Consider the following 23087-nt stretch of genomic DNA (forward strand, 5'->3'; position numbering starts at 1 on the left):
CATGCAAGATATTGAATACACTGAAGAACAAGTGATGATTCGCGACATGGCGCGCGACTTTGCCCGTGGCGAAATCGCCCCGCATGCGCAAGCCTGGGAAAAAGCCGGCTGGATCGATGACGCCCTGGTCGCGAAGATGGGCGAACTCGGCTTGCTGGGCATGGTGGTGCCGGAAGAATGGGGCGGCACCTATGTCGACTACGTGGCGTATGCCCTGGCCGTCGAGGAGATTTCCGCCGGTGATGGCGCCACCGGCGCACTCATGAGTATCCATAATTCAGTCGGTTGCGGGCCAATCCTCAACTACGGCACCGATGCGCAGAAACACACCTGGCTGGCTGACCTGGCCAGCGGCCAGGCCATTGGTTGCTTCTGCCTCACCGAGCCTCAGGCCGGTTCCGAAGCCCATAACCTGCGCACCCGCGCCGAGCTGCGCGACGGCCAGTGGGTGATCACCGGTGCCAAGCAGTTCGTCAGCAATGGCAAGCGCGCCAAGTTGGCCATTGTGTTTGCGGTGACGGACCCGGAACTGGGCAAGAAAGGTATTTCTGCCTTCCTGGTGCCCACTGACACACCAGGCTTTGTGGTCGACCGTACCGAACACAAGATGGGCATTCGTGCCTCGGACACCTGCGCCGTCACGCTCAACCAGTGCACAGTACCCGAAGCCAACCTGTTGGGTGAACGCGGCAAGGGCCTGGCCATCGCCCTGTCCAACCTCGAGGGTGGACGCATCGGCATTGCCGCCCAAGCGTTGGGCATCGCCCGTGCAGCCTTTGAGGCGGCGCTGGCGTATGCGCGTGATCGGGTGCAATTCAACAAGGCGATTATCGAGCACCAAAGCATTGCCAACCTGCTGGCCGACATGCAGACCCAGCTCAATGCCGCCCGGTTGTTGATCCTGCATGCCGCACGCCTGCGCAGCGCCGGCAAGCCATGCCTGTCGGAAGCCTCCCAGGCCAAGCTGTTTGCTTCGGAGATGGCCGAAAAGGTCTGCTCCTCGGCGATGCAGGTCCATGGCGGGTATGGGTATCTTGAGGACTATCCGGTGGAGCGCTACTACCGGGATGCGAGGATTACGCAGATATACGAAGGCACCAGCGAGATTCAGCGGATGGTGATTGCCAGGGAGCTGAAGAACTACCAGCTCTAAAAGCCACACAAGACCAATGTGGGAGCTTGCTTGTCGAATCGTCGCACCGCTGCGATAGCATCACCTCGGTCTAACCGATAAACCGAGGTGTCTGCATCGCAGGCAAGCCAGCTCCCACATTTTGATCTTCAGTGTTTACGGCCGGGTTACTGGTCCTTGAACTCCGGCGCGCGCTTGGCCACAAACGCCGCCATGCCTTCCTTCTGGTCCTGGGTGGCAAACGCGGCATGGAACACGCGGCGCTCAAAGCGCACGCCTTCAGACAGGCTCACCTCAAACGCACGGTTCACGCTTTCCTTGACCATCATGCTGATCGGCACGGACTTGCCGGCAATCAAGGTCGCGGTTTTCAGCGCTTCTTCAAGCAGGTCATCGGCCGGCACAATGCGGGCCACAATCCCGCAGCGCTCAGCTTCAACGGCATCAATAAAGCGCCCGGTCAGGCACATTTCCATGGCCTTGGCCTTGCCCACGGCGCGGGTCAGCCGTTGGGTGCCGCCCATGCCGGGCAGTACGCCGAGGTTGATTTCCGGCTGGCCGAACCTGGCGCCGTCACCGGCCAGGATAAAGTCGCACATCAAGGCCAGTTCACAGCCGCCGCCCAGGGCGAAACCGTTGACCGCAGCAATGATCGGCTTGCGGCGGTTGGCGACGCGGTCGCTGTCGCTGAACAGGTCGTCGAGGTAGATCTGCGGGTAGGTCAGCTCGGCCATCTCTTTGATGTCGGCGCCGGCGGCGAAGGCTTTTTTCGAGCCGGTCAGCACGATGCAGCCGATCTGCGGGTCGGCTTCCAGGCCGTCCAGGGCCTGGTTCAACTCGCTCACCAACTGGGCGTTCAAGGCGTTCAGGGCTTGCGGGCGATTGAGGGTAATCAGCCCGACGCGGCCCTGGACTTCGAGCAAAAGGGTTTCGTAACTCATGTATCGGCTCCTTAAAGGTTGCGTGAGATGACCATGCGCTGAATATCGCTGGTGCCTTCGTAAATCTGGCAGACCCGCACATCGCGGTAGATCCGCTCCAATGGGAAGTCGCTCAGGTAACCGTAACCGCCCAGGGTTTGCAAGGCGGCCGAGCAGACTTTTTCGGCCATTTCCGAAGCAAACAGCTTGGCCATCGACGCCTCGACCAAGGCCGGCTTGCCGCTGTCACGCAGGGCTGCGGCGTAATGCACCATCTGCCTGGCCACCGCGATTTGCGTGGCCATGTCGGCCAGACGGAAGGCCACCGCCTGGTGTTCGATCAGCGCCTTGCCGAAGCTTTCGCGCTCACGGGCATAGTCACGCGCGGCTTCGAAGGCGGCGCGGGCCATGCCCACCGATTGCGAGGCGATGCCGACGCGGCCGCCTTCGAGGTTGGCCAGGGCGATCCTGTAGCCTTCGCCCTCCTCGCCCAAACGGTTGGCGACTGGGACTTTTACGTCTTCGAAGAGGATCTGGCAGGTGTCGGACGCATGTTGACCGAGTTTGTCTTCAACCCGCGCCACCGTGTAGCCCGGCGAGTCGGTCGGCACGATAAACGCGCTGATCCCACGCTTGCCTGCGGCCGGGTCGGTGACGGCAAACACAATCACGACTCCGGCGTTCTGCCCGGAGGTAATGAACTGTTTACAGCCATTGAGCACGTAATAGTCGCCCTCAAGGCGTGCGCGGGTTTTCAGGCTGCTGGCATCGGAGCCTGCCTGCGGCTCGGTCAACGCAAAGGCGCCGAGCATGGCGCCACTGGCCAGCGGCGTGAGGAACTGCTGTTTCTGCTGCTCGTTACCGAATTTGAGGATCGGCACGCAACCCACCGAGTTGTGCACACTCATGATGGTCGAGCACGCGCCATCGCCGGCGGCAATTTCTTCCAGGGCCATGGCGTAGGCCAGGTAGCCCGTGTCGCAACCACCCCACTGTTCCGGTACCAGCATGCCGAAAAAGCCCAGCTCGGCCATTTCGCCAATGGCTTCCTTGGGGAAACGGTGCTCGCGGTCCCATTCGGCGGCGAACGGTTTCAGGCGTTCCTGGGCAAATTGCCGGGCCGCTTCGCTGATTTGCAGTTGTTCGTCATTGGGCAACATATTCGGGGTCCTATAAGCGGCGAGCTGCAAGCGGCAAGTAAAAGCCGATGAGCTTCTACTTGAAGCTTGAAGCTTGAAACTTACAGCTGCTATTAATCAGTACAGGCATTCGACGGCCATGGCCGTGGCTTCACCGCCGCCAATACAAATGGCGGCAACCCCGCGCTTGAGGCCTTTCTGGCGCAGGGCCGAGAGCAACGTCACCAGGATGCGCGCACCGGAAGCACCAATTGGATGCCCCAGGGCACAGGCGCCGCCGTGAATATTGACCTTGCTGTGGGGGATTTCCAGCTTGCTCATGGTCACCAGGCTGACCACCGCGAAAGCTTCGTTGATTTCAAACAGGTCAACGTCGCCCAGGTTCCAGCCGGTCTTGCTCATGAGCTTGCGAATCGCACCCACGGGCGCCACCGGGAACAGCCCCGGCTCGTCGGCAAAGGCCGCATGCCCGTGGATCACCGCCAAGGGCTTGAGGCCACGCTGTTGCGCCTCGGACTGGCGCATCAACAGCAACGCCGCCGCACCATCGGAAATCGAGCTGGAGTTGGCCGCCGTCACCGTGCCGCCCTCGCGGAACGCCGGTTTCAGGCTGGCGATCTTGTCCAGCTTGGCCTTGGGCGGTTGCTCGTCATGCAGGATGGTCTTTTGCTCTTTGCCGACGGTGACCTGCACCGGGACGATCTCAGCAGCAAAGCTGCCATGGGTGATGGCCTCTTGCGCGCGGGTCAGCGAGGCAATGGCGAAGGCATCCTGGGCTTCACGGGTGAAGCCATTGTGCTCGGCGCAGTCTTCGGCAAAGGTGCCCATCAGGCGGCCCTTGTCGTAGGCGTCTTCGAGGCCGTCGAGGAACATATGGTCAAGCACCTTGCCGTGGCCCATGCGGTAGCCGCTGCGCGCGCGGTCGAGCAGGTACGGCGCGTTGGACATGCTTTCCATGCCGCCGGCGACCACCACGTCGACACTGCCGGCCAGCAGCGAGTCGTGGGCGAGGATGGTCGCTTCCATGCCCGAGCCGCACATCTTGTTCAAGGTGGTGCAGCGCGTGGCCTTGTCCAGCCCGGCGCCCAGCGCCGCTTGACGCGCAGGCGCCTGGCCCAGGCCCGCGGGCAACACACAGCCGAACAGCACTTCGTCCACGGCATCCGCGGCAATCCCGGCGCGTTCGACGGCGGCGCGGATCGCGGCAGCGCCCAGTTGCGGCGCGGTCAGACTCTTGAGGTCGCCCTGGAAGCCGCCCATGGGCGTGCGCACGGCGCTGACAATAACAATCGGATCGTTCATGGGGTGTTCTCCTTACTTGGCTGCCATACGCAAGGCACCGTCGAGACGGATTACCTCGCCATTGAGCATGCTGTTTTCAATGATGTGGCGTACCAGCGCGGCGTACTCGGACGGTTTGCCCAGGCGTGGCGGGAATGGCACACCCGCGGCCAGGGAATCGCGCACTTCGGGGGTCATGCCGGCCATCATCGGCGTTTCGAAAATGCCCGGGGCAATAGTCATCACGCGGATGCCAAAGCGCGCCAGTTCGCGGGCGGCGGGCAAGGTCAGGCTGGCGATGGCGCCTTTGGAGGCGGCATACGCCGCCTGGCCTATCTGCCCGTCAAAGGCGGCTACCGACGCGGTGTTGATGATCACGCCGCGCTCACCGTCGGCGTTCGCCGCGGTTTCAGCGATGGCGGCAGCCGCCAGGCGTAACAGGTTGAAGCTGCCGATCAGGTTGACGTTGATCACCTGGGCAAAGCTGGCCAAGGCGTGTGGGCCATTTTTGCCGAGGATTTTTTCGCCGCGTACCACCCCGGCGCAGTTCACCAGGCCGTGCAGGCCGCCAAAGGCTGCAACGGCGGCGTGTACGGCCGCTTCGGCGGCGGCTTCCTGGCTGATATCGGCCACGGCGCTGCGGGCGTTATCGCCCAGTTGCTTGGCTTTGGCCGCCACAGCGTCGGCGTTCAGGTCGACCAGCATCACCTTGGCACCAGCGGCAATCAACATCTCAGCGGTGGCCGCGCCGAGGCCCGAAGCACCGCCGCTGACCAGGAATACCTTGTTTTCAATCTGCATCATTGTTTCCTTAAAAGTGGATCAGGCGATGGCCTGTGCCTTCGCAATTTCCTGATTACGCAAAATAAAACGTTGCAGCTTGCCGCTCGGGGTCTTGGGCAAGTCGCTGACAAATTCGATTTCCCGTGGGTAGGCGTGGGCCGCCAAACGCTTGCGCACGTGCAGACGCAGCTCCTCGGCCAGCTCGGGCGTAGCGCGGTACTGTTCGTTGATCACCACAAAGGCTTTGACCAGCTCGGTGCGCTCCGGGCAGGGTTTGCCGACCACAGCGGCTTCGATGACGGCCGGGTGCTCGACCAGTGCGCTTTCGACATCGAATGGCCCTACGCGGTAGCCGGATGTGGTGATCACATCGTCACTGCGCCCGACAAAGCTGATGCTGCCGTCCGGGTTGAGCTCCACGGTGTCGCCACTGAGGTAGTACTTGCCGACAAACGCCTTGGTCTTTACGCCGTCGTAGCCGGCGAACCAGCACATCGGCGACTGTTCACGGTCGATGGCGAGAATGCCGGGCTGGCCTGCCGGCAATTCCTGGTTCTGATCATCGAGCACCACAATGCGGTGGCCCGGTGAGGCAAAGCCTGCCGAGCCGACGTGCACGGGGTGTTCCAGGCCGTGGTGGTTGCACAGCACCATGCCCAGTTCGGTCTGGCCGTAATGGTCATGAATGGTCACGCCCAGGTTGTCGGCAAACCAGCGGATCACTCCCGGGTTCAGCGGCTCGCCGGCGCTGCTGACGATACGCAGCTTGCCCTTGATAGCGCGCGCGAACTGTTCGCCACCGGCAATCAGCAGGCGGTAAGCGGTGGGCGAACCGGTGAGGTTGGTAATCCCATATTTATTGATCACCCGGCAGGTGCTTTCCAGGGTGAACGGCCCATCGTAGAACGTAATCGGGTGGCCCATGGACAACGGCCCGGTCACGCCAAAATAGATGCCATAGGCCCAGCCCGGGTCGGCGACATTCCAAAACGCGTCTTCGGGGCGCAAATCCACCGCGTCGCGGGTGTAGCTCTGGAAGGCGACAATGGCCTTGAGTGGCACCGACAGGGCTTTTGACGGGCCGGTGGTGCCCGAGGTGAACATCAGCAGGAACGGGGCTTCTGCGCCCAGCAGCACCGGTTCGCAGATATTCGAATAGTTCGGCAGTTCAGCCCAGAAGCTGTAGTCGCCGCGCACGATGCCTTCGCCCTTGTCCCCGGCCACCGTGACGATGGTCGGGCAGCCTTCGACTTCAGCCAGCTTGGGGCGGTTGACCGCATCCGTGACCACCAGTACGGCGCCGGAGCTGTTCAGCCGATGCTCGATGGCCTTGGGTCCGAAGGCGGTAAACAGCGGCTGATACACCGCGCCGATACGCCAGGTGGCGAACACCACCACCAATAACTCTGCCGTGCGTGGCAGCAGCCCCGCCACCTTGTCACCCCGTTGCACGCCTTGGGCCAGGAGGAAATTGGCAAAGCGCGCCGCCTGGTCCTGCAATTGGGTGAAGGTCACACTGGCGCTGCGCCCATCCTTGCCCTCCCAAAACAACGCAATGCGCCCCGGCAGCGCGTGGCGGTCGCAACACTCCACACAGGCATTCAGGGCTTGCAGGTTGCCGGACAGGGCGGCGTTGACGGTGTGCTGGTAGTCGAAGGCAGTGGTGGCAGCCAAATACTCACGCATGGTTCCAAATCCTTGTGTGTTTTTATTTTCAGGACATTTTTCACGACGAGAATCGCTGAAATAGTCGCTCTAGAGCGCTTTGGCGGCAATGGTCAAAGCCTTCAACTTGGCTGACTGGTTTGGCCAATCATTGATCCGGCTTATCAGCCGGTCAGCCGCAGTGATTGGACGCTCTGGGCGCAAACTCCTAATCTCCAGGCCTGCGCCGCCAAAGAAGCCGTGTCCCGATGATCGTCCGCCCCAAACCCAACCTCATGGGTATCCTGTTTTCCCTTAAAGGTTCGATTGCCAAGCGCATTGCCTTGCGCAGCCTGATGGTCACGTTGCTGGCTTCAGTGATCGTGCTGGTGGAGACCCTGCACCCGGCCTACTTCTCCAAGGTCAATGCCACGCCGTTCACCTTGCTCGGGTTGTCGTTGTCGATCTTCATGAGCTTTCGCAACAACGCCTGCTACGACCGTTGGTGGGAAGGCCGCAAGCAGCTGGGGCAGATGATCATTGAGGTGCGCTCGCTGATTCGCGAAACCCAAGTGCTGGGCAACTCACCTGAGCGCGCCAGCCTGCTGCGTGGGGTGTGCGGGTTTGCCCACGGCCTGGTCGCGCACCTGCGCCGTGAAGACGAGGCCCGCGTTATCACACCCTGGATAACTGTTGACCGGGCGCATCCCAATCTCCCCGACAACGTGCTGCAACAACTGGGCGCGCGCTTTTCGCGGCTGGCCGAACAGGGTGTGATCAGTGAATGGCGCTACACCCAGCTGGAAACCCGGCTGGTCAGCCTCAGCCTGGTGCAGGCCGCCTGCGAGCGAATCAAAAGCACGCCACTGCCCTTCCCTTACACGCTGCTATTGCACCGCACCATCTACCTGTTCTGCATTTTGCTGCCGTTCGCCATGGCCGAACCGCTGGGCTGGTTGACGCCGGTGTTCACCGCCATCGTCAGCTACACGTTCTTCGGTTTGGATGAAATCGGTGATGATCTGGAAGACCCGTTCGGTTTTGATGAAAACGATCTGCCCTGCAATGCGATAGTACGCACCCTGGAGCGCGAGATTCTCGCCGCCCTGGGCCAGATCAATCTGCCTCCTGCTCTGGAACCAGTGGAATACGTGCTCGGCTGATACGGGTTTGACACTCGTCGTGGTCTGACCGAAGCTTGAGGCTTTGCGATTAGCTGCCCCCAGCTTTTGGACGCCTGCATGTCAAAGTCACGCCGTTACTCCATCGTCGGCCTGTGCGCCCTGTTGTTGCTTGTCCTGGTCACCTGGTTTTTCTCCCGCTCCACTCCGGTGGCCGTGCCGCCGGCGATCGCCCATGGTTACGCCAAGGCGTTGAAGCAAGCACGTAACGGCGAACCCGGCGCCGCCCGTGTGCTGTATCAACAGCTGGGCCGCCCGGACTTGTCGCCTGAACGTCGCGCCGCATTGCACGCCGAACTGCCCAATTACCCAAGCCCTCAGGCGTTGAAGCTGGCGGATAAAGACCTGGCTGATGAGTCGCCGTTGGTTCGTGAAGCGGCGATTCACAGTATTGTTGGCCTGGTGCCCAGCGGCCAACGCACCTTACTGCTTGGCCCGGCACTGGACGATCCTGAACAAGCCGTGCGTTTTGCCGCCGCCAACGCCCTGCTCGGCCTGTCGCCGGATACCCTGGGCCTGTATTTCGGGCCTTTGCAGCAAGTGCTCGATGAGTTTGTGAAAAAGCTCAAGGCTGAGCCCGAAACCGCCGAAGGCTGGATTCAGCTCGCGCGCTTGTACATCCACAGCGCCCTGCTGCCGGACGCGCAACATGCACTGGAGCAGGCCATGCGCCTGCAACCGGACAACCTGCAAGCTGTGGTCGCACAAATCGAATTGCTCGATAAGCAGGGCAAGACCGATGAGTCCCGCCAGTTGCTGGCGCGGCAATTGGCGGCACATCCGGAGTCGGCCTACCTGCAACACGCCCTGGGCATGTGGCTGTTGCACCATGGGGAGCGGCCATACGCGTTGCTTGGCCTGTCCAAAGCCGTGGAGCTTGAGCCTGACAATCAAGATTATCGCTTCGACCTCGCCACCACGCTGCACGACCAGGAAGAGGTGGACGCCGCCCAGCGTCAGCTGGAAGAAATCGTCCAGCGCCACCCCGCCAATCGCAAGGCGCGTGTGTTGCTGGTCAGCTACTGGAAGGAAACCGGGCAGTTGCAGAATGTGCAGGTGTTACTGGCGCAGCTGGAGCAGCAGAATCCGGATGATCCAGCGTTGCAGCAGGGGCTTTAGTTTCGCGCGCTATGTGGGAGCTGGCTTGCCTGCGATGCAGACACCTCGGTCTGACAGATAAACCGAGGTGATGCTATCGCAGGCAAGCCAGCTCCCACACAAAAGCAGCGCTTTGGCGCAGGTCACAAATCCACCACGATTTATACGACAGGTTGAACCGCCACAACCCGCTACGGTCAAGTAAATATGGCGCGTCCAAGCCGACGCGCCTCCCTTTACTTGTACGTGACCCGAGGGCACTTCTTGTCTACATCCAAAGAGCTGTTCAGTGAAAAGGCGGCCACCGGCATCGAAGGTCTTGATGACATTCTTTCCGGGGGGCTATCACGCAGCCACCTGTTCCTGCTGGAAGGCGAACCCGGCACCGGGAAAACCACCGTAGCGCTGCACTTTCTGCAAGCCGGCGCGAAAAACGGTGAGCGATCCTTGTACATCACCCTGTCAGAAACCGAACGCGAGTTGCGTCAGGGCGCCAAGTCCCACGGCTGGGACCTGGACGACAACATTCACATCTTCGAGCTGACCCCGCCAGAAAGCCTGCTCAACGCCGAGCACCAGCAAAGCCTGCTGTATTCCTCCGACCTGGAGCTGGGTGAGGCAACCCGGCAGATTTTTGAAGTGGTGGAACGGATCAAGCCCACCCGCGTGGTGGTCGACAGCCTTTCGGAAATCCGCCTGCTGGCCCAAAGCTCGCTGCGCTATCGCCGCCAGATCCTGGCGATCAAACACTACTTTGTGCGCTATGACGCCACCGTGCTGCTGCTTGACGACCTGACCACCGAATCCCTGGATAAAACCGTGCACAGCGTGGCCCACGGCGTAATTCGTCTGGAAGAGCTGACGCCCACCTACGGCGCTGAACGCCGCCGCATCCGCGTGGTGAAGTACCGTGGCCAGAAATACCGTGGTGGCTTTCACGACTTCACCATCATGCAAGACGGCATCCACGTGTTCCCGCGCCTGGTGGCCGCCGAGCATCGTGGTGGTTACGTGCGTCAGACTTTGAGCAGTGGCATCCGTGAAATGGACGCCTTGATGGGCGGCGGCGTAGAAACCGGTTCCAGCACGCTTATCCTCGGCCCGGCCGGTACCGGCAAATCGTTGATCTCGATGATATTTGCCGCCGCCGCAGTGTCGCGTGGCGAAAAAGCTGCGCTGTTTATTTTCGATGAAGAGCTGGGCCTGTTGTTCGAACGCATGAAAAATATGGGTATCGACCTCGCCGCGCTGCAAGACACCGGCAACCTGCTGATCGAGCAGGTGGATGCGGCAGAGCTGTCACCTGGCGAATTCTCCCACCGAGTCAGGCGTTGCGTCGATGAACGCGGGATCAAAACCGTGGTAATCGACAGTATCAACGGCTACCAGGCAGCGATGCCTGAGGAAAACTCTCTGATCCTGCATATGCACGAGTTGCTGCTGTACCTGAACCGTCGCGGCGCGGCGACGTTCATGACGGTGGCCCAACATGGGTTGGTAGGCGACATGCAGGCCCCCGTCGATATTACTTACCTGGCTGATACCGTGATCCTGTTGCGTTATTTCGAAGCACTCGGCAAGGTTCGCCGGGCCATTTCGATCATCAAGAAACGTACCGGCAGCCACGAGTCCACCATTCGTGAATACCGTATCGGCGGCAGTGGTTTGACAGTGGGCGAGCCGCTCGACAACTTCCAGGGCGTACTTCGCGGTATCCCGACTTATATGGGCGCCGGTTCCCCACTGCTCAAGGAAGAGGGCGTGTGACCGGCCTTTCTCCCCTCTCCGAGCGCGCAATTATCCTCGCGCCACTGGGCCGTGACGGCTCCCTGGCGCTGATGATGCTCAAGGAAGCCGGCTACACCGGCATGGTTGCCGGGAACCTGACTGAACTCTGCGAAGCACTTGGGCAAGGCGTCGGTATGTTGGTGATTGCCGCTGAAGCCCTGCGCGGTGTCGATCTGGAGCCCCTGCTGCATTACCTGCATGAGCAGCCGGCCTGGTCCGATTTGCCCATCGTGCTGATGACCCACCATGGCGGCCGTGAACAGAACGGCTCATCCCACCTGAGTGGCCTGCTGGGCAACGTGACCTTCCTGGAGCGCCCTTTCCATCCAGTGACCCTGATCAGTCTGGTGAGCGCGGCCCTGCGCGGCCGGCGCCGGCAATACGAAGCGCGTGACCGCCTGATCGACTTGAGCGAGAGCGAGTTGCGCCTGCAACGCACCCTGGAAACCCTTGAGCAGCAGGTTGAAGAGCGCACGGCGCAACTGCGCAACAACGAAGATGCGCTGCGCCAGTCACAGAAAATGGAGGCCGTCGGCCAGTTGACCGGCGGTATCGCCCATGACTTCAACAACATGCTCACCGGCATTATCGGCAGCCTGGAGCTGCTGCGCAGGCGGGTGGCCCGCGGCAAGCTGGACGACCTGGACAGTTTGATCGACTTGGGCGTGACCTCGGCCAACCGCGCTGCCGGCCTGACCCACCGCTTGCTGGCGTTTTCACGGCGCCAGTCGCTGGACCCCAAACCTGTGGAGATCAACCAGTTGGTCAGTTCCATGGGTGAACTGCTGCAACGCAGTATCAATGAAAGCATCACCTTGGACATGCGTCTGTCCGATGAACTCTGGACCGCCGAGGCCGACCCCAATCAGCTGGAAAGCGCCCTGCTCAACCTGGTGATCAATGCGCGCGATGCCATGCCCAGCGGCGGTAGCCTGACCGTTGAGACCACCAACCGCCACCTCGACAATGTGTTCACGGCCGCCTATGGCACCTTGCTGCCAGGCGATTACGTGGAGCTGAGCGTCAGCGACACCGGCTGTGGTATTCCCGAAAGTCTGTTGGGTCGCGTCTTCGACCCGTTCTTCACGACCAAGCCGATCGGCCAGGGCACCGGCCTCGGCTTGTCGATGATCTACGGCTTTGCCCGCCAATCCCATGGCCATGTCACCATCCATAGTGAAGTCGGCAAGGGCACGACAGTCAGCCTGTTCCTGCCGCGTTTTATCGGTGAGCGCGTCGCGGACGCCGTCACCAATCCGGCACTGCTGCCATTCGCCAATGCCGGTGAGACAGTATTGATCGTCGAAGACGACGCCGCCGTACGCGTACTGGTCAGCGCAGTGCTCAAGGAATTGGGCTATGCCTTTGTCGAGGCTGGCGATGCCAATACCGCCGTGCCGATCATCGAATCCGACCAACGCATTGACCTGTTGATCAGTGATGTGGGCTTGCCCGGCATGAACGGGCGACAGCTGGCAGAAATCGGGCGGCAATTGCGCCCGGAGCTCAAGGTATTGTTTATCACTGGCTACGCCGAGCATGCGGCGGTGCGCGGCGGGTTCCTGGACCCGGGGATGCAACTGATCACCAAGCCGTTCACCTTCGACCTGCTGACGGCCAAGGTGCGTGAGATGATCAAGCAATAGGGCTGCTGCGAGGCAGCCCTATTGCTTCAGGCCAGCAGGCGCTGGATATGCTCTTGCAAGGTATCCAGATCAAACGGCTTGGCCAGGATTGGCGCGTTGCGCGTGATCGGGCTGTTGCAGTCGAGTATTTCTTGCGGGTAACCGCTGATAAAGATCACTTTCAATTCAGGTCGCAGCTTGATCGCAGGCTCAGCGATCTGCACCCCGGAAATCCCGCCCGGCAGGCGGTAATCCGTGACCATCAGGTCCAGGTGCGGCTTGGTCGCCAGAATCTCGAAGGCCTGCTCCCCATCGATCGCCTTCAGCACCCGGTAGCCCAGGCCTGCCAGGTATTCACCCAGCACAAACATAATGGATTCGTCGTCTTCGACGATCAGTACGACATCTTGTGCATCTTCACTCATGGGAAGCCTTTGTCCGGTCAGTTGCTGCAAGTACGACCATGGGGTCACGCAGAGGTTGCGTCGAGGCGACGATTGATTTCATTGCGGCTCGCCAAGTGGCAGGCACACCCTGAACAACGCGCCCTCGCCTATCTGGCTTTCCACCTCGATGGTGCCGCCATGGGCCGTCACGATCTGCTCGGAAATAAACAGCCCCAGGCCCAGGCCTGCCGCTACATGGCTGGCCGAAACGCGTTCGAATTGCTGGAAAATGCGCTTCTGGTTGTCTGCGCTGATGCCGATGCCACGGTCACGCACCTCGACGCGCGCCTCACCGTGCTCGGTGTACACACGCACATCCACTGGGCTTTTGGCACCGTAACGCAAAGCGTTGGTGAGCAGGTTGGTGACCACTTGCTCAATACGGAACTCATCCCAATTGCCCTCCACAGGTTCATCGGCAACCAGGTGCATCGAAGAACCGGCGGATGCCACTTGCGGGGCGAAGTTTTTCACCAGGTTGCGCACCAGTTGCGCCAGGTCAAAGCGCGCCGGGCGAATCGACAGTTTGCCGGTGCGGATGCGCGACACGTCGAGCATGTCCTCGATCAGGCGGATAAGGCTCTGGATCTGGCGCTCGTCGCGGTCAACCATGGCGTGCATCTTGTCCAGGGTAAACGCGGCGGCGTTATCCCGAGCCAGGTGCATCTTGCGCAACTGCGTTTCCAGGATCAGCCCGTTAAGCGGTGTGCGCACTTCGTGAGCGACGATCGACATGAAGTCGTCACGCATGCGCACAGCCTGTTCAAGCTCCGCCTGGGTGGCCTGCAGGCGCGTCAGCAGCAGCTCCTGCTCGCGGCGGCTGCGCTCCAGGGCTTCGACCTGCTGTTTCATGGCCTTGCTCTGGCGGTACAGGTCGACGAACACATTGACCTTGCTCTTCACCGCATGGATATCCAGCGGCTTGTGCAAAAAATCCACCGCACCGCTTTCATAGCCTTTGAAGGCATAGTTGAGTTCGCGGCCGGCGGCGCTGACGAACACAATCGGGATGTTCTTGGTCTTTTCGGTGCCGCGCATCAGTTCGGCCAGCTCGAAACCGTTCATGCCGGGCATCTGCACATCGAGAATCGCCATGGCGAACTCATGCTCCAGCAACAGTGACAAGGCCTCGTCAGCGCTCAAGGCCTTGAAAACCTGCCGATCTTCGCGCTTGATCAGCGCCTCAAGGGCCAGCAGGTTTTCCGGCAGATCGTCGACGATCAGCAGTTTGGCCTGGACAGTACTTAACATGGGGAAGATTCCAGGGAAGCCAGCAGTGAGCCAATCCGGCTCAAGGTGAGAATATGATCAGGTGTGTGCAAGGCCAGCGCCGCCAAGGGCATCACGGCGATACGTGCTTCTGTGGGCTCTTGGACGATGGTGGTGCCACCCGAGTCTTTGACGTGGGCAAGGCCACGCGCGCCATCCTGGTTGGCGCCGGTCAGCAGAATCGCCAGCAGGCTGTTGCCGTAGGTGTCGGCAGCCGAGGCGAACAGGTAATCGATGGCCGGCCGCGAATGGTGCACGCGGTCTTCCTGGCTCATCGACAGGCTGCGGTCGCTTTCTACCGACAGGTGATAACCGGGGCCGGCGAAATACAGGGTGCCTGGCGTAATCGTTTCCTTGTCGCGTGCTTCTTGCACCGGAATGCTCAGGCGCCGCGCAAAGACTTCGGCCAGCTGGCTGCGGCGCTCATCCGGCAGGTGCAACACGGCAATAATCGGCAAACTGAAGGTGTCAGGCAACGTACCAAAAATCGTCAGCAACGCCTCAACACCGCCGGCGGAGGCGCCGACGACGATGGCTTCAATCCCGCATGGCGGGTTAGTTGCGGCCTCGCTCATGATTTTCGGTAGATCCGTTCCTGTTTGACCAAGGGTTCGAATTGCTTGCTGTAGGCGGAGAAATCCAGGGTTTCCTTACTGCCCAGCACCAGGAAGCCGCGATGGCACAGCGATTCATGAAACAACCCAAACGCTCGATCCTGTAACTTTTTATTGAAATAAATCAATACGTTACGGCATGAAATTAACTGAGTTTCTGAGAATACGCTATCGGTTGCCAGGCTGTGATCGGCAAAGGTTACGTTCTCGCGCAGCGTCTTGTCGAAGATCGCGTAATCGTAAGCCGCTGTGTAGTAGTCGGCAAATGAACGTTGGCCGCCCGCCTGCTGATAATTGGCAGTGTACGCACGCACGTTCTCCAGGGAGAAAATCCCTTGCTTGGCTTTGTCCAGGGACGCCGGGTTGATGTCCGTGGCGTAAATGATGGTGCGCTCCAGCAAACCCTCTTCGCGCAGCAGGATCGCCATGGAGTACACCTCCTCGCCCGTGCTGCACCCGGCGATCCAGATTTTGATCGACGGGTAGGTCTTGAGCAGCGGCACCACTTCCCGGCGAATCGCCAGAAAGTGCGACGGGTCGCGAAACATCTCGCTCACCGGGATCGTCAGAAACTGCAGCAACTGCATGAACGCCGTCGGATCATGCAACACCCGCTCCTGCAGCGCAGAAATGGTCGCGCAATCGAACTGGCGCAGTGCGTGGGCCACGCGGCGCTTGACGGACGCGCCGGAATAGTCGCGAAAGTCGTAGCTGTACTTGAGGTAAATCGCCTCAATCAGCAGGCGCAGCTCAATGTCGCTGCTTTTTTCCAAGAAAACTTGCTCCACTTAAATGCGTTCCATCTTCGGCAGCCATACGCGAATCAGCGAGAACAGCCGGTCCAGGTCAATCGGCTTGGCCAGGTAATCGTTGGAGCCCGCCGCGAGGCAGCGCTCCTGATCATCCTTCATGGCTTTGGCCGTCACTGCAATAATCGGCAGTTTCTTCCAGCGTGGGTCCTGGCGGATCAAGGCAGTCGCCTCGTAACCGTCCATTTCCGGCATCATTACGTCCATCAGCACCAGGTCGATGTCCTCGACTTCATTGAGTTTGTCGATGGCTTCATGACCGTTACGCCCGATCACCACCACCGCGCCTTTGTGCTCCAGGGCACTGGTCAGGGCGAAGATGTTGCGCACATCGTCGTCGACCAGCAGGATCTTGCGCCCCTCGAAGACCTTGTCGCGGCTGCGGGCGGTCTTGAGCATCTTCTGGCGGTCATGGGACAGCTGGGATTCGACTTTGTGCAGAAACAGTGTCACTTCGTCCAGCAAGCGTTCAGGTGAGCGCGCGCCTTTGATGATGATCGAGCGCGAATACTTGCGCAGCTCGGCTTCTTCGTCGCGGGTCAGGTTACGCCCGGTGTACACGATCACCGGCGGGAACGAGCAGATATCCTCGGTGGCCATGCGCTTGAGCAGCTCATTGCCGAGCATGTCCGGCAGCTTGAGGTCGATGATCATACAGTCGTAGACGTTAGTGCGCAGCAGGTCCAAGGCGGCCTGCGCGTAGCCGACGTCGGTGATTTCGATGTCATCGTCGCCGATCAGGCGGGCAATGCTGTCACGCTGCAGGTCATCGTCCTCCACCAGCAACACGCGCTTGACCTTCTGGGTCAGCTTGGCTTCCAGGCGCGCAAACACGTCCTTGAGCTCTTCGCGGGTGGTCGGCTTCACCGCATAACCGATGGCGCCCATGTGCATGGCGGCTTCGACGCGGTCTTCAACGGAGATCACATGCACGGGAATGTGGCGGGTATTGGCGTGCTCCTTGAGGCGTTGCAACACGGTCAGCCCGGAATGGTCGGGCAGGCGCATGTCCAGCAGAATCGCGTCCGGGATGTACTCCTCGGCCAGACTGTAGCCTTCGTCTGCGCCGTGGGCGACCAGGCAGTTGTAGCCCAGTTCGTGGGCCAGGTCGTAAAGGATGCGGGCGAAATTGGGTTCATCTTCCACCACCAGGATGCAGCGGGTAGCGAACGGTGCCTTGTCGCGGTCGTCGGCAAAGCGCGGAATCTGCTTGGCATCGGCCACCGGCAGCGGTGAGATCGCGATGGGCTTGGGTGCAGGTGCCGCCACCACTTGGCGCGGCGGCTCGATCGGCGCGGCACCTTCCTCGCGCTCTACATATTGCTCCGGCAGTACCAGGGTGAATACGCTGCCCTTACCCGGCTCGCTGGTCACGCTGATATAGCCGCCGAGCAAGGTCGCCAGATCACGGGAGATCGACAGGCCCAGCCCGGTGCCGCCGTAACGGCGGTTGGTGGTGCCATCGGCCTGGCGGAAGGCTTCGAAGATACTTTCCTGCTGGTCTGGCGCGATGCCAATGCCCGAGTCGCGCACGGTAAAGGCTACGCCCTCCCCTGGTGCACGGGATACCGACAGGCTGACATCACCCTGCTCGGTAAACTTGACCGCGTTGGACAGCAGGTTCTTGAGGATCTGCTCCAGGCGCTGGCGGTCGGTGAACAGCATCGGCGGCGCATCCGCTTGAATGTCCACCTGGAAGCCCAGCTTGCGGTCAGCCGCCAGCGGCTCGAACATCCCGCGCAGGCCATCGACCAGGCGCGCCACGCTGGAGTTTTCCGGGCGCATTTCCAGCTTGCCGGCTTCGACCTTGGAAATATCCAGAATATCGTTGATCAGGTTCAACAGGTCGTTGCCCGCCGAATAGATCGACTCGGCAAACTTGACCTGCTCGGTGCTGAGGTTTTCCTGCGGGTTCTCGGCCAGCAATTTGGCCAGAATCAACGAGCTGTTGAGCGGCGTGCGCAGCTCGTGGGACATGTTGGCGAGGAATTCGGACTTGTACTTGCTGGAGCGCTGCAGCTCGTCGGCACGGTCTTCCAGTTCCAGTTGAGCCTTGTTCAACTCGACGTTCTTGCGATCCATGGCGTCGCGCTGTTCGGCCAGAGTCTGGGTCTGTTCGGCCAGTTGCTCGTTGGTCTGCTCAAGCTCAGCCTGCTGGGTTTCCAGATGGGCCTGGGACTCCTTGAGGATACGTGACTGTTCTTCGAGCTCTTCGTTGGCGGTTTTGAGTTCTTCCTGCTGCACTTGCAGCTCTTCGTTGAGCTGCTGGGTTTCGGCGAGCACTTCCTGCAGGCGTTGGCGATAGCGCGCCGCTTCGATGGAGGTGCCGATATTGCCGGCAATCAGCTCCAGCAGCTCGACGTCACGATCATCCAACGGGCGCAGGAAGCCGAGTTCGATCACGCCGTTGACGCGATCATCGTCGCTGGTCGGCACCACCAGTACGCTGCGGGTCGAACCTTCGCCCAGGCCGGAACTGACCTTGAAGTAATCCACCGGCACATCATCCAGGCGAATCAGGCGATCAAGCTGGGCGGCCTGCCCGACGATGCCCTCGTCGCTGTAGATCGCCTGCTCTTTTTGCTCCTGCTCACGGGAGAAGCCGTAGGTGGCCACGCGCTTGAGGCCGCCGTGCTCTTCGCGCACATACAGCGCCGCTACCGCCGAGCCCATGTATTGGGCGAAAAACTGCAGGATATTGCGCCCAAGCATATTCAGCGTCAGTTGGCCGAGCACCTGTTCGGCCAGTTCGGTCTGGCCGTTACGCAGCCAGGCTTGTTGCTCCAGGCGCCGGGCGATCTTCTGTTGTGACGCGAGGTTTGCGCTGTAACTCTCTGATAATGAAATTAAATTCTTTCTACCGATGTAGGCCAGAAAACCGCTCAGTCCAAGCACGAAGGCCAGGTACAAGGTCACGCTGATGATCGTGGTGCGGGTGACATCGGCATTGCGCGTGACACGGAACGCTTGCTCCATCGCCACCGCATCCATGTATTCGTTGCGAATCGCGTCGGTCAGGCTCTTGCCGCGGCCGGCCTGCACCGCCCCGCGGTAATCGCCACTGCTGCGCTGCAAGTCGATCATCGATTGGGCGTACTTGTTCCACTCGTATTGCATCGACTCCAGTCGCTTGAGGCGGTCGACCTGCTGTGGGTTGTCGGCCACCAGCTCCTGCAGGTTGCGCAGGTCACCAATGATGCGGGGCTTGGCCACTTCGTAAGGGTCGAGGAAATGCTCGTCGCCAGTGATCAGAAAGCCGCGCAGGCCGGTTTCCAGGTCCACCGTCAGCTTGGATGACTCATTGAGGTTATTGATAACCCGGTCGGTGTGCTCCACCCACTGGATAACCGACAGCAAATAAGTGATCAGGCAGACGAAAAACACCGCGCTGAGCACGCCGACGCCCAAGGGTAACGCGACATTTCGGCTCAACAGGGTACGGAAGCTCTTTTCATCGACGGACGACGCGGGAGTCATGGGCATGCCTTGGCCAAGTGCGGAAAAAGGGGGAGTTTGCCCGAATATCAGGGGGCAAGGCTATGTTTGTGCGTTGGTTTGAAGCGCTTGCCTACGGGCCGGGAGTGAGTTTCGCGCCAATTCGGGCAAGTTTCATCAGGCCACTCACACACATGCATACAGATGCGGCGGAACGTCGATGAAGGTTTCCGGCACTCAGGACGGCGCCTCAGGAACACGGAAGATCTTTTGGAGGGCGTCTTTTTTGACCCACCAAGGTAACCCAAATGAGTATAACCGCCCCTACCCGTACACTGGCAGACAACCCCAGCGCTTTTGTCGTCGAAGCTCCCGCACCTGTTGCGAAAGCCGCCTTAAACACTTCCACGGCTACCGCCTTGGATTCCCCACTCTCGGTTCAAACACCTACTCCCGCCACCTTGCGCACACTGCTGGCAGACCAGCGAAACCTGCGCAACCTGGCCGACCAACTGCGGGGCATAGATACCCGCACGTATGGCAAGCCCGTTACCCCGGACAATGTCTCATTCGGGCTGAACAATTGTCGTCTGACTGCCCATAAAGATTCGGCGTACGCCCACGTGCAGCCCGCATCGCAAACGTTGGCGGCAGTTATCACGCATTTGGGCTTTGAACTGCCGCGGACTGTCGATGAAGTGGCGGCACTCGCGCAGAAACTGGAGCAAAAGGCCTTACAGCACCCCCTGGGTGATTTCGGTGGCGCTCTCACCTGGCCAATTCCCATGGAGAAGGCGGACCAGCACAGCATTCGCGCCTTCCTCAAATCCGACACAACAGGTTTGCCAGGTTTGCCGTTGCCACCCCATGGCAATGGCGTACTGACCTATCTGCTGAGCGGCAGTTCAGTCAGCCAAAGCGACTTGCAAGACCCGACCGTGACGATACAAAAGCTGCTCGACTCGCCTAAGGCCCGAGCACTCGGCCTGGCTTTGCAGGCCCACCTGCAGGGCGCGGCCACGGACAACAGCCTCTACGACTACGTATTAGCGGCGATTCACCTGGGGCTCGACCCGGAGTCACTCAGGGCACCTGAGCGCAACAAAATCGCCGAATGGCCTTTGCATGCCCCCGATCACTGGGGGCAGCGACCCTCAGAGGTTACGGCGTGTTTGAGCCGTCATCTTGAGAAAAATGGCCGCGCCAATTCCAGCACGGTCAAACTCGCTACCCATCTGTTGCTGTCCAGGGTAGCGCCGCAGTTTCTGATTAAAGATATTCCCGACAGTGTAAAAATCGGCAGCGTGGCGTGGTTCAACCTGACGGTTGCGGCCGCGGCTATCGAAGCCGAGCGGCCAGGTACCGTCGCCAATATGACCTTTGCCGAGGTCATGTGCGATGCCCAAAAATGTGCACCATCGGCTGCGAATGCGCACGCTCAGGCCCGCGCACTGGTGGATTGGGGAGTCGCCAACGGTGTATTCGTTGCAAATGCAGAGGACAGCTATAGCCCCGAACGACTCAATACCCTCAAGGATGAATTCAACAGACAAGTCAGCAAGCGGTTGGTTGCCAGCCAGACATTGGACAAAGCACTACCCACGCGAGAAGGTATTGCGCGGACCAAGCTCATCGAGCGATTTGGCGACCTCGGAGCGCTTTTCGACTTGAAGGTGCTCGGTACAGACCCGTATCGCGGGGAGCCTGGTCAAGTCGGGCTGGGCGGCATGCATTCGCTATTGGACATCGCCATGATGGACATGCCGAATCCGCGCCCCTTTATGTCAACTGACCCGCGTATCCCATTGGAAGCCTTGAACAGTAACCCAAGGTTTGGCGTCCAGGAGGCGTTCGATCAGCAATTTGCACGCGCAATCGCTGATAAAAAGGACGCGGTCGCTACGACCGTTCAGCACATGATCTCCCAACTTCTCTTAGAAGACCGAGAAAAATTCGATTTCGGGAAGCTCGAGTTTTTTTATGAGCGCACATCCAGGCTGTCGACCGGCTTCTGGGGCAGCACGCCAGATAAAAATCAACCGGAACTGTTGGTCAAGGTTGAGCTGGAGGGGCAGATAACTACCTACGAAATCGACCTGAACCGCGGCACGATTGAAGAGGTGCCGCTGTCCAGGATCACGCAACCCAAGCCAATGATTGCCAACAGGGTATTTACCGTCAATCAGGTCAAGCTCGAGGGGGCAGACAGTCGTCTGAGCACGGAGCAACCGGTAAAGGACGGCCCCTTGGATAGCTTCAATAGCGAGCGCTCCCATCGCATAGGCACAGTATTTGCCGAACACCTTGAACTCGACGACCCCGCGATAAAAGAACTGGCGCGCGGCCAGACCACCCTGGATACATTGCAGGGCGGGCCAAAACCACTGAGTAATTTCCTGTTAAATCTGATTCCTTTCAGATCAGCTGTCATCAACTTTCAGAACGGCAACTATGGCGATGGAATATTCGACCTGACACTGGATATCTTCGGGTTCCTGAGTGCCGGTGCCGCCACCGCAGGAAAATTGATCAAGATAGGCGGCTCGGCTCTTTCCACGGCCGCCAAGGGGTTAAAGGCCGTCCAGATTATCGGCGCCTCCACGCTCGGCCTGCTCAACCCCGTGAGTGGTTTGGGTGATTTGGCGGTTGGAGGCCTCAAGCTATTGGGTAAAGGCGGCAATTACCTGTTGTCCAAAGGTGCCGATGCTATCAGCGCGCTCAAGGCAGCCAGTAATACCCACGGCATAGTGGCGACGGGGACCTTCAAGCGTGCAGGGCGGGTTGTTGAAGAGGCGGCGGTGTTTCAAAAGGGCAAGTGGTATAGCTATAACCCTGTCACGCAACAACCGTATGGTACCGGGCTCACCGATTTCAAACCTGCAACCGTCGCGGCTAACGGTGAAATAAACAACAACTTCATAGATTGGCTGGCCACTTATGTCGCTCCCGTACCAAATGCAACCGGAGATCAGTTCAGGCAAGCCTTACAGGCAGCGCAACAAAGCAACCCAGTTGCTTACGCTCGAGGTCTTTCCGGGGTTGTCGACGATATCCCGGGCTATCACTCGAGCATGAGGGTCTCGCAGATAAAAAGCTTGGCCGTCAGCAAGGCCGGGAATCCCGAAGCCATCGGCACATTGGCCAAAGAGATAGAAAAGCGCATGGCGATCCAGAGTCTTGAGAGCTTCAAGACGTTTGAAGCGGAAGTACTGGCCGAAGGTGGCAAGGCCTACATCATGCCGCAGAACTTCTATCTCAGCCAAACTGACCTGGCGTCCAATGGTGAGTGTGCAGCCCTGGTGAATACGATGGCGCTGGCCATTCTTAACAACCGCAGGGACGCCTTCATCAATAACTTTTTCAAAGCTGCCAGGAATGCTAACGACACCAAGGTTCAGGCCTTTCGCAAAGAGCTGAACGAAATGCATCAGGTGCTCCGCGAGCAGTTTCACGGTATTCAACGCGTCAGCCAAGTGCCGTATACCGACGTTGCTGCGCGTTTAAGTACCGCAAGCCCTCCCACGCTCCTGAAGATCAGCACCCAGAACCATGGGCTTCTGGCGGGCGTCACGCTCGATAAAAACAACCAGAAGGAATGGTTTTTCTTTAATCCAAACTTCGGTCTTGCAACTTTTCCAAATGAAGCCTCAATGCGAAAAGGCTTGGAAGTCTCCTTGAACAGCGGGAAGACGGCGGGCACCCTTGATCCAGTGGCGGTGACCAAAGGTGTGCCGGAGTACCACATCAGCGAATTCAGTGATGGAGACTTTGTTATGACGGTGCCCTACAACAAACCGTATGCCCTGTTTAACACCACACTTTGACTTTCGCTTGACCCCCTGGTGTCAATGGCCCGCTTGTAGCGTGTCATTGACGCATTGCCCGCTCAGCACACCGCCTGCATGCCACGCGACATTTGCCCC

General features: G+C 59.9%; 16 protein-coding genes. 6 read left to right on the forward strand and 10 right to left on the reverse strand.

Annotation, left to right across the window (positions count from 1 at the left end; all coding sequences use genetic code 11):
• The first annotated feature begins 1 nt into the window (after position 1).
• Positions 2-1153 (forward strand): acyl-CoA dehydrogenase family protein, encoded by a 1152-nt coding sequence (locus tag ACQY47_RS00200; protein WP_099549746.1) that lies wholly within the window; start codon positions 2-4, stop codon positions 1151-1153.
• Positions 1154-1299: 146 nt separating this feature from the next.
• Here ACQY47_RS00200 and ACQY47_RS00205 read toward each other — a convergent pair whose 3' ends face one another.
• The 5 genes from ACQY47_RS00205 to ACQY47_RS00225 form a co-directional block, all read right to left on the reverse strand.
• Positions 1300-2073, reverse strand: a complete 774-nt coding sequence (locus tag ACQY47_RS00205; RefSeq protein ID WP_017138783.1) for an enoyl-CoA hydratase — start codon at positions 2071-2073, stop codon at positions 1300-1302.
• Between the two features lie 11 nt (positions 2074-2084).
• Positions 2085-3212: an acyl-CoA dehydrogenase gene (locus ACQY47_RS00210; RefSeq protein WP_428554482.1), complete on the reverse strand. Its 1128-nt coding sequence runs from the start codon at positions 3210-3212 to the stop codon at positions 2085-2087.
• Positions 3213-3308: 96 nt separating this feature from the next.
• On the reverse strand, positions 3309-4493 hold the full coding sequence (locus ACQY47_RS00215; RefSeq protein ID WP_428554485.1) for an acetyl-CoA C-acyltransferase: 1185 nt from the start codon (positions 4491-4493) through the stop codon (positions 3309-3311).
• Between the two features lie 12 nt (positions 4494-4505).
• Complete coding sequence (locus ACQY47_RS00220; RefSeq protein ID WP_099549743.1) at positions 4506-5273, reverse strand: SDR family NAD(P)-dependent oxidoreductase; 768 nt, start codon at positions 5271-5273, stop codon at positions 4506-4508.
• Between the two features lie 21 nt (positions 5274-5294).
• Positions 5295-6941, reverse strand: coding sequence for an AMP-binding protein (locus ACQY47_RS00225; RefSeq protein WP_428554488.1), 1647 nt, complete (start codon positions 6939-6941; stop codon positions 5295-5297).
• 227 nt (positions 6942-7168) lie between these two features.
• Between ACQY47_RS00225 and ACQY47_RS00230 the strand changes: the two genes are divergently transcribed.
• The 4 genes from ACQY47_RS00230 (at position 7169) to ACQY47_RS00245 (ending at position 12612) form a co-directional block, all read left to right on the forward strand.
• Positions 7169-8062 carry a bestrophin family protein gene (locus ACQY47_RS00230; protein ID WP_428554491.1) on the forward strand — a complete coding sequence of 298 codons (894 nt, stop codon included), beginning with the start codon at positions 7169-7171 and terminating at the stop codon, positions 8060-8062.
• Between the two features lie 78 nt (positions 8063-8140).
• Positions 8141-9199 carry a HEAT repeat domain-containing protein gene (locus tag ACQY47_RS00235; protein WP_017138790.1) on the forward strand — a complete coding sequence of 353 codons (1059 nt, stop codon included), beginning with the start codon at positions 8141-8143 and terminating at the stop codon, positions 9197-9199.
• Between the two features lie 243 nt (positions 9200-9442).
• Positions 9443-10945 carry an ATPase domain-containing protein gene (locus tag ACQY47_RS00240; RefSeq protein WP_017138791.1) on the forward strand — a complete coding sequence of 501 codons (1503 nt, stop codon included), beginning with the start codon at positions 9443-9445 and terminating at the stop codon, positions 10943-10945.
• Positions 10942-12612 (forward strand): ATP-binding protein, encoded by a 1671-nt coding sequence (locus tag ACQY47_RS00245; RefSeq protein ID WP_428554496.1) that lies wholly within the window; start codon positions 10942-10944, stop codon positions 12610-12612. Before ACQY47_RS00240 ends, ACQY47_RS00245 begins: the two co-directional genes overlap by 4 nt.
• Positions 12613-12638: 26 nt before the next feature.
• Here ACQY47_RS00245 and ACQY47_RS00250 read toward each other — a convergent pair whose 3' ends face one another.
• From ACQY47_RS00250 to ACQY47_RS00270, 5 genes are all read right to left on the reverse strand, one after another.
• The gene (locus ACQY47_RS00250) at positions 12639-13016 is read right to left on the reverse strand and encodes a response regulator (protein ID WP_003217591.1); all 378 of its coding nucleotides are present in this window, start codon (positions 13014-13016) and stop codon (positions 12639-12641) included.
• A 78-nt stretch (positions 13017-13094) separates the two neighbouring features.
• Positions 13095-14288 carry a hybrid sensor histidine kinase/response regulator gene (locus ACQY47_RS00255; protein WP_017138793.1) on the reverse strand — a complete coding sequence of 398 codons (1194 nt, stop codon included), beginning with the start codon at positions 14286-14288 and terminating at the stop codon, positions 13095-13097.
• On the reverse strand, positions 14282-14881 hold the full coding sequence (locus ACQY47_RS00260) for a chemotaxis protein CheB (RefSeq protein ID WP_428554502.1): 600 nt from the start codon (positions 14879-14881) through the stop codon (positions 14282-14284). The genes ACQY47_RS00255 and ACQY47_RS00260 overlap by 7 nt, the downstream gene beginning before the upstream one ends.
• Positions 14878-15708, reverse strand: coding sequence for a CheR family methyltransferase (locus tag ACQY47_RS00265; RefSeq protein ID WP_017138795.1), 831 nt, complete (start codon positions 15706-15708; stop codon positions 14878-14880). The genes ACQY47_RS00260 and ACQY47_RS00265 overlap by 4 nt, the downstream gene beginning before the upstream one ends.
• Positions 15709-19206, reverse strand: a complete 3498-nt coding sequence (locus ACQY47_RS00270; protein ID WP_428554506.1) for a response regulator — start codon at positions 19204-19206, stop codon at positions 15709-15711. It lies immediately after the preceding gene.
• A 266-nt stretch (positions 19207-19472) separates the two neighbouring features.
• Here ACQY47_RS00270 and ACQY47_RS00275 point away from each other — a divergent pair, with 266 nt between their 5' ends.
• Complete coding sequence (locus ACQY47_RS00275) at positions 19473-22988, forward strand: hypothetical protein (protein ID WP_428554509.1); 3516 nt, start codon at positions 19473-19475, stop codon at positions 22986-22988.
• Positions 22989-23087: the final 99 nt, after the last annotated feature.

Origin of the sequence: Pseudomonas edaphica (assembly GCF_965277385.1) — a bacterium.
Classification (GTDB): domain Bacteria; phylum Pseudomonadota; class Gammaproteobacteria; order Pseudomonadales; family Pseudomonadaceae; genus Aquipseudomonas; species Aquipseudomonas edaphica.

What these genes read in the sequence shown, in the direction of transcription:
- ACQY47_RS00200 (WP_099549746.1), top strand. Translation starts at nt 2, where the DNA reads ATGCAAGATATTGAATACACTGAAGAACAAGTGATGATTCGCGACATG.
- ACQY47_RS00205 (WP_017138783.1), bottom strand. Translation starts at nt 2,073, where the DNA reads ATGAGTTACGAAACCCTTTTGCTCGAAGTCCAGGGCCGCGTCGGGCTG.
- ACQY47_RS00210 (WP_428554482.1), bottom strand. Translation starts at nt 3,212, where the DNA reads ATGTTGCCCAATGACGAACAACTGCAAATCAGCGAAGCGGCCCGGCAA.
- ACQY47_RS00215 (WP_428554485.1), bottom strand. Translation starts at nt 4,493, where the DNA reads ATGAACGATCCGATTGTTATTGTCAGCGCCGTGCGCACGCCCATGGGC.
- ACQY47_RS00220 (WP_099549743.1), bottom strand. Translation starts at nt 5,273, where the DNA reads ATGCAGATTGAAAACAAGGTATTCCTGGTCAGCGGCGGTGCTTCGGGC.
- ACQY47_RS00225 (WP_428554488.1), bottom strand. Translation starts at nt 6,941, where the DNA reads ATGCGTGAGTATTTGGCTGCCACCACTGCCTTCGACTACCAGCACACC.
- ACQY47_RS00230 (WP_428554491.1), top strand. Translation starts at nt 7,169, where the DNA reads ATGATCGTCCGCCCCAAACCCAACCTCATGGGTATCCTGTTTTCCCTT.
- ACQY47_RS00235 (WP_017138790.1), top strand. Translation starts at nt 8,141, where the DNA reads ATGTCAAAGTCACGCCGTTACTCCATCGTCGGCCTGTGCGCCCTGTTG.
- ACQY47_RS00250 (WP_003217591.1), bottom strand. Translation starts at nt 13,016, where the DNA reads ATGAGTGAAGATGCACAAGATGTCGTACTGATCGTCGAAGACGACGAA.
- ACQY47_RS00255 (WP_017138793.1), bottom strand. Translation starts at nt 14,288, where the DNA reads ATGTTAAGTACTGTCCAGGCCAAACTGCTGATCGTCGACGATCTGCCG.
- ACQY47_RS00260 (WP_428554502.1), bottom strand. Translation starts at nt 14,881, where the DNA reads ATGAGCGAGGCCGCAACTAACCCGCCATGCGGGATTGAAGCCATCGTC.
- ACQY47_RS00270 (WP_428554506.1), bottom strand. Translation starts at nt 19,206, where the DNA reads ATGACTCCCGCGTCGTCCGTCGATGAAAAGAGCTTCCGTACCCTGTTG.
- ACQY47_RS00275 (WP_428554509.1), top strand. Translation starts at nt 19,473, where the DNA reads ATGAGTATAACCGCCCCTACCCGTACACTGGCAGACAACCCCAGCGCT.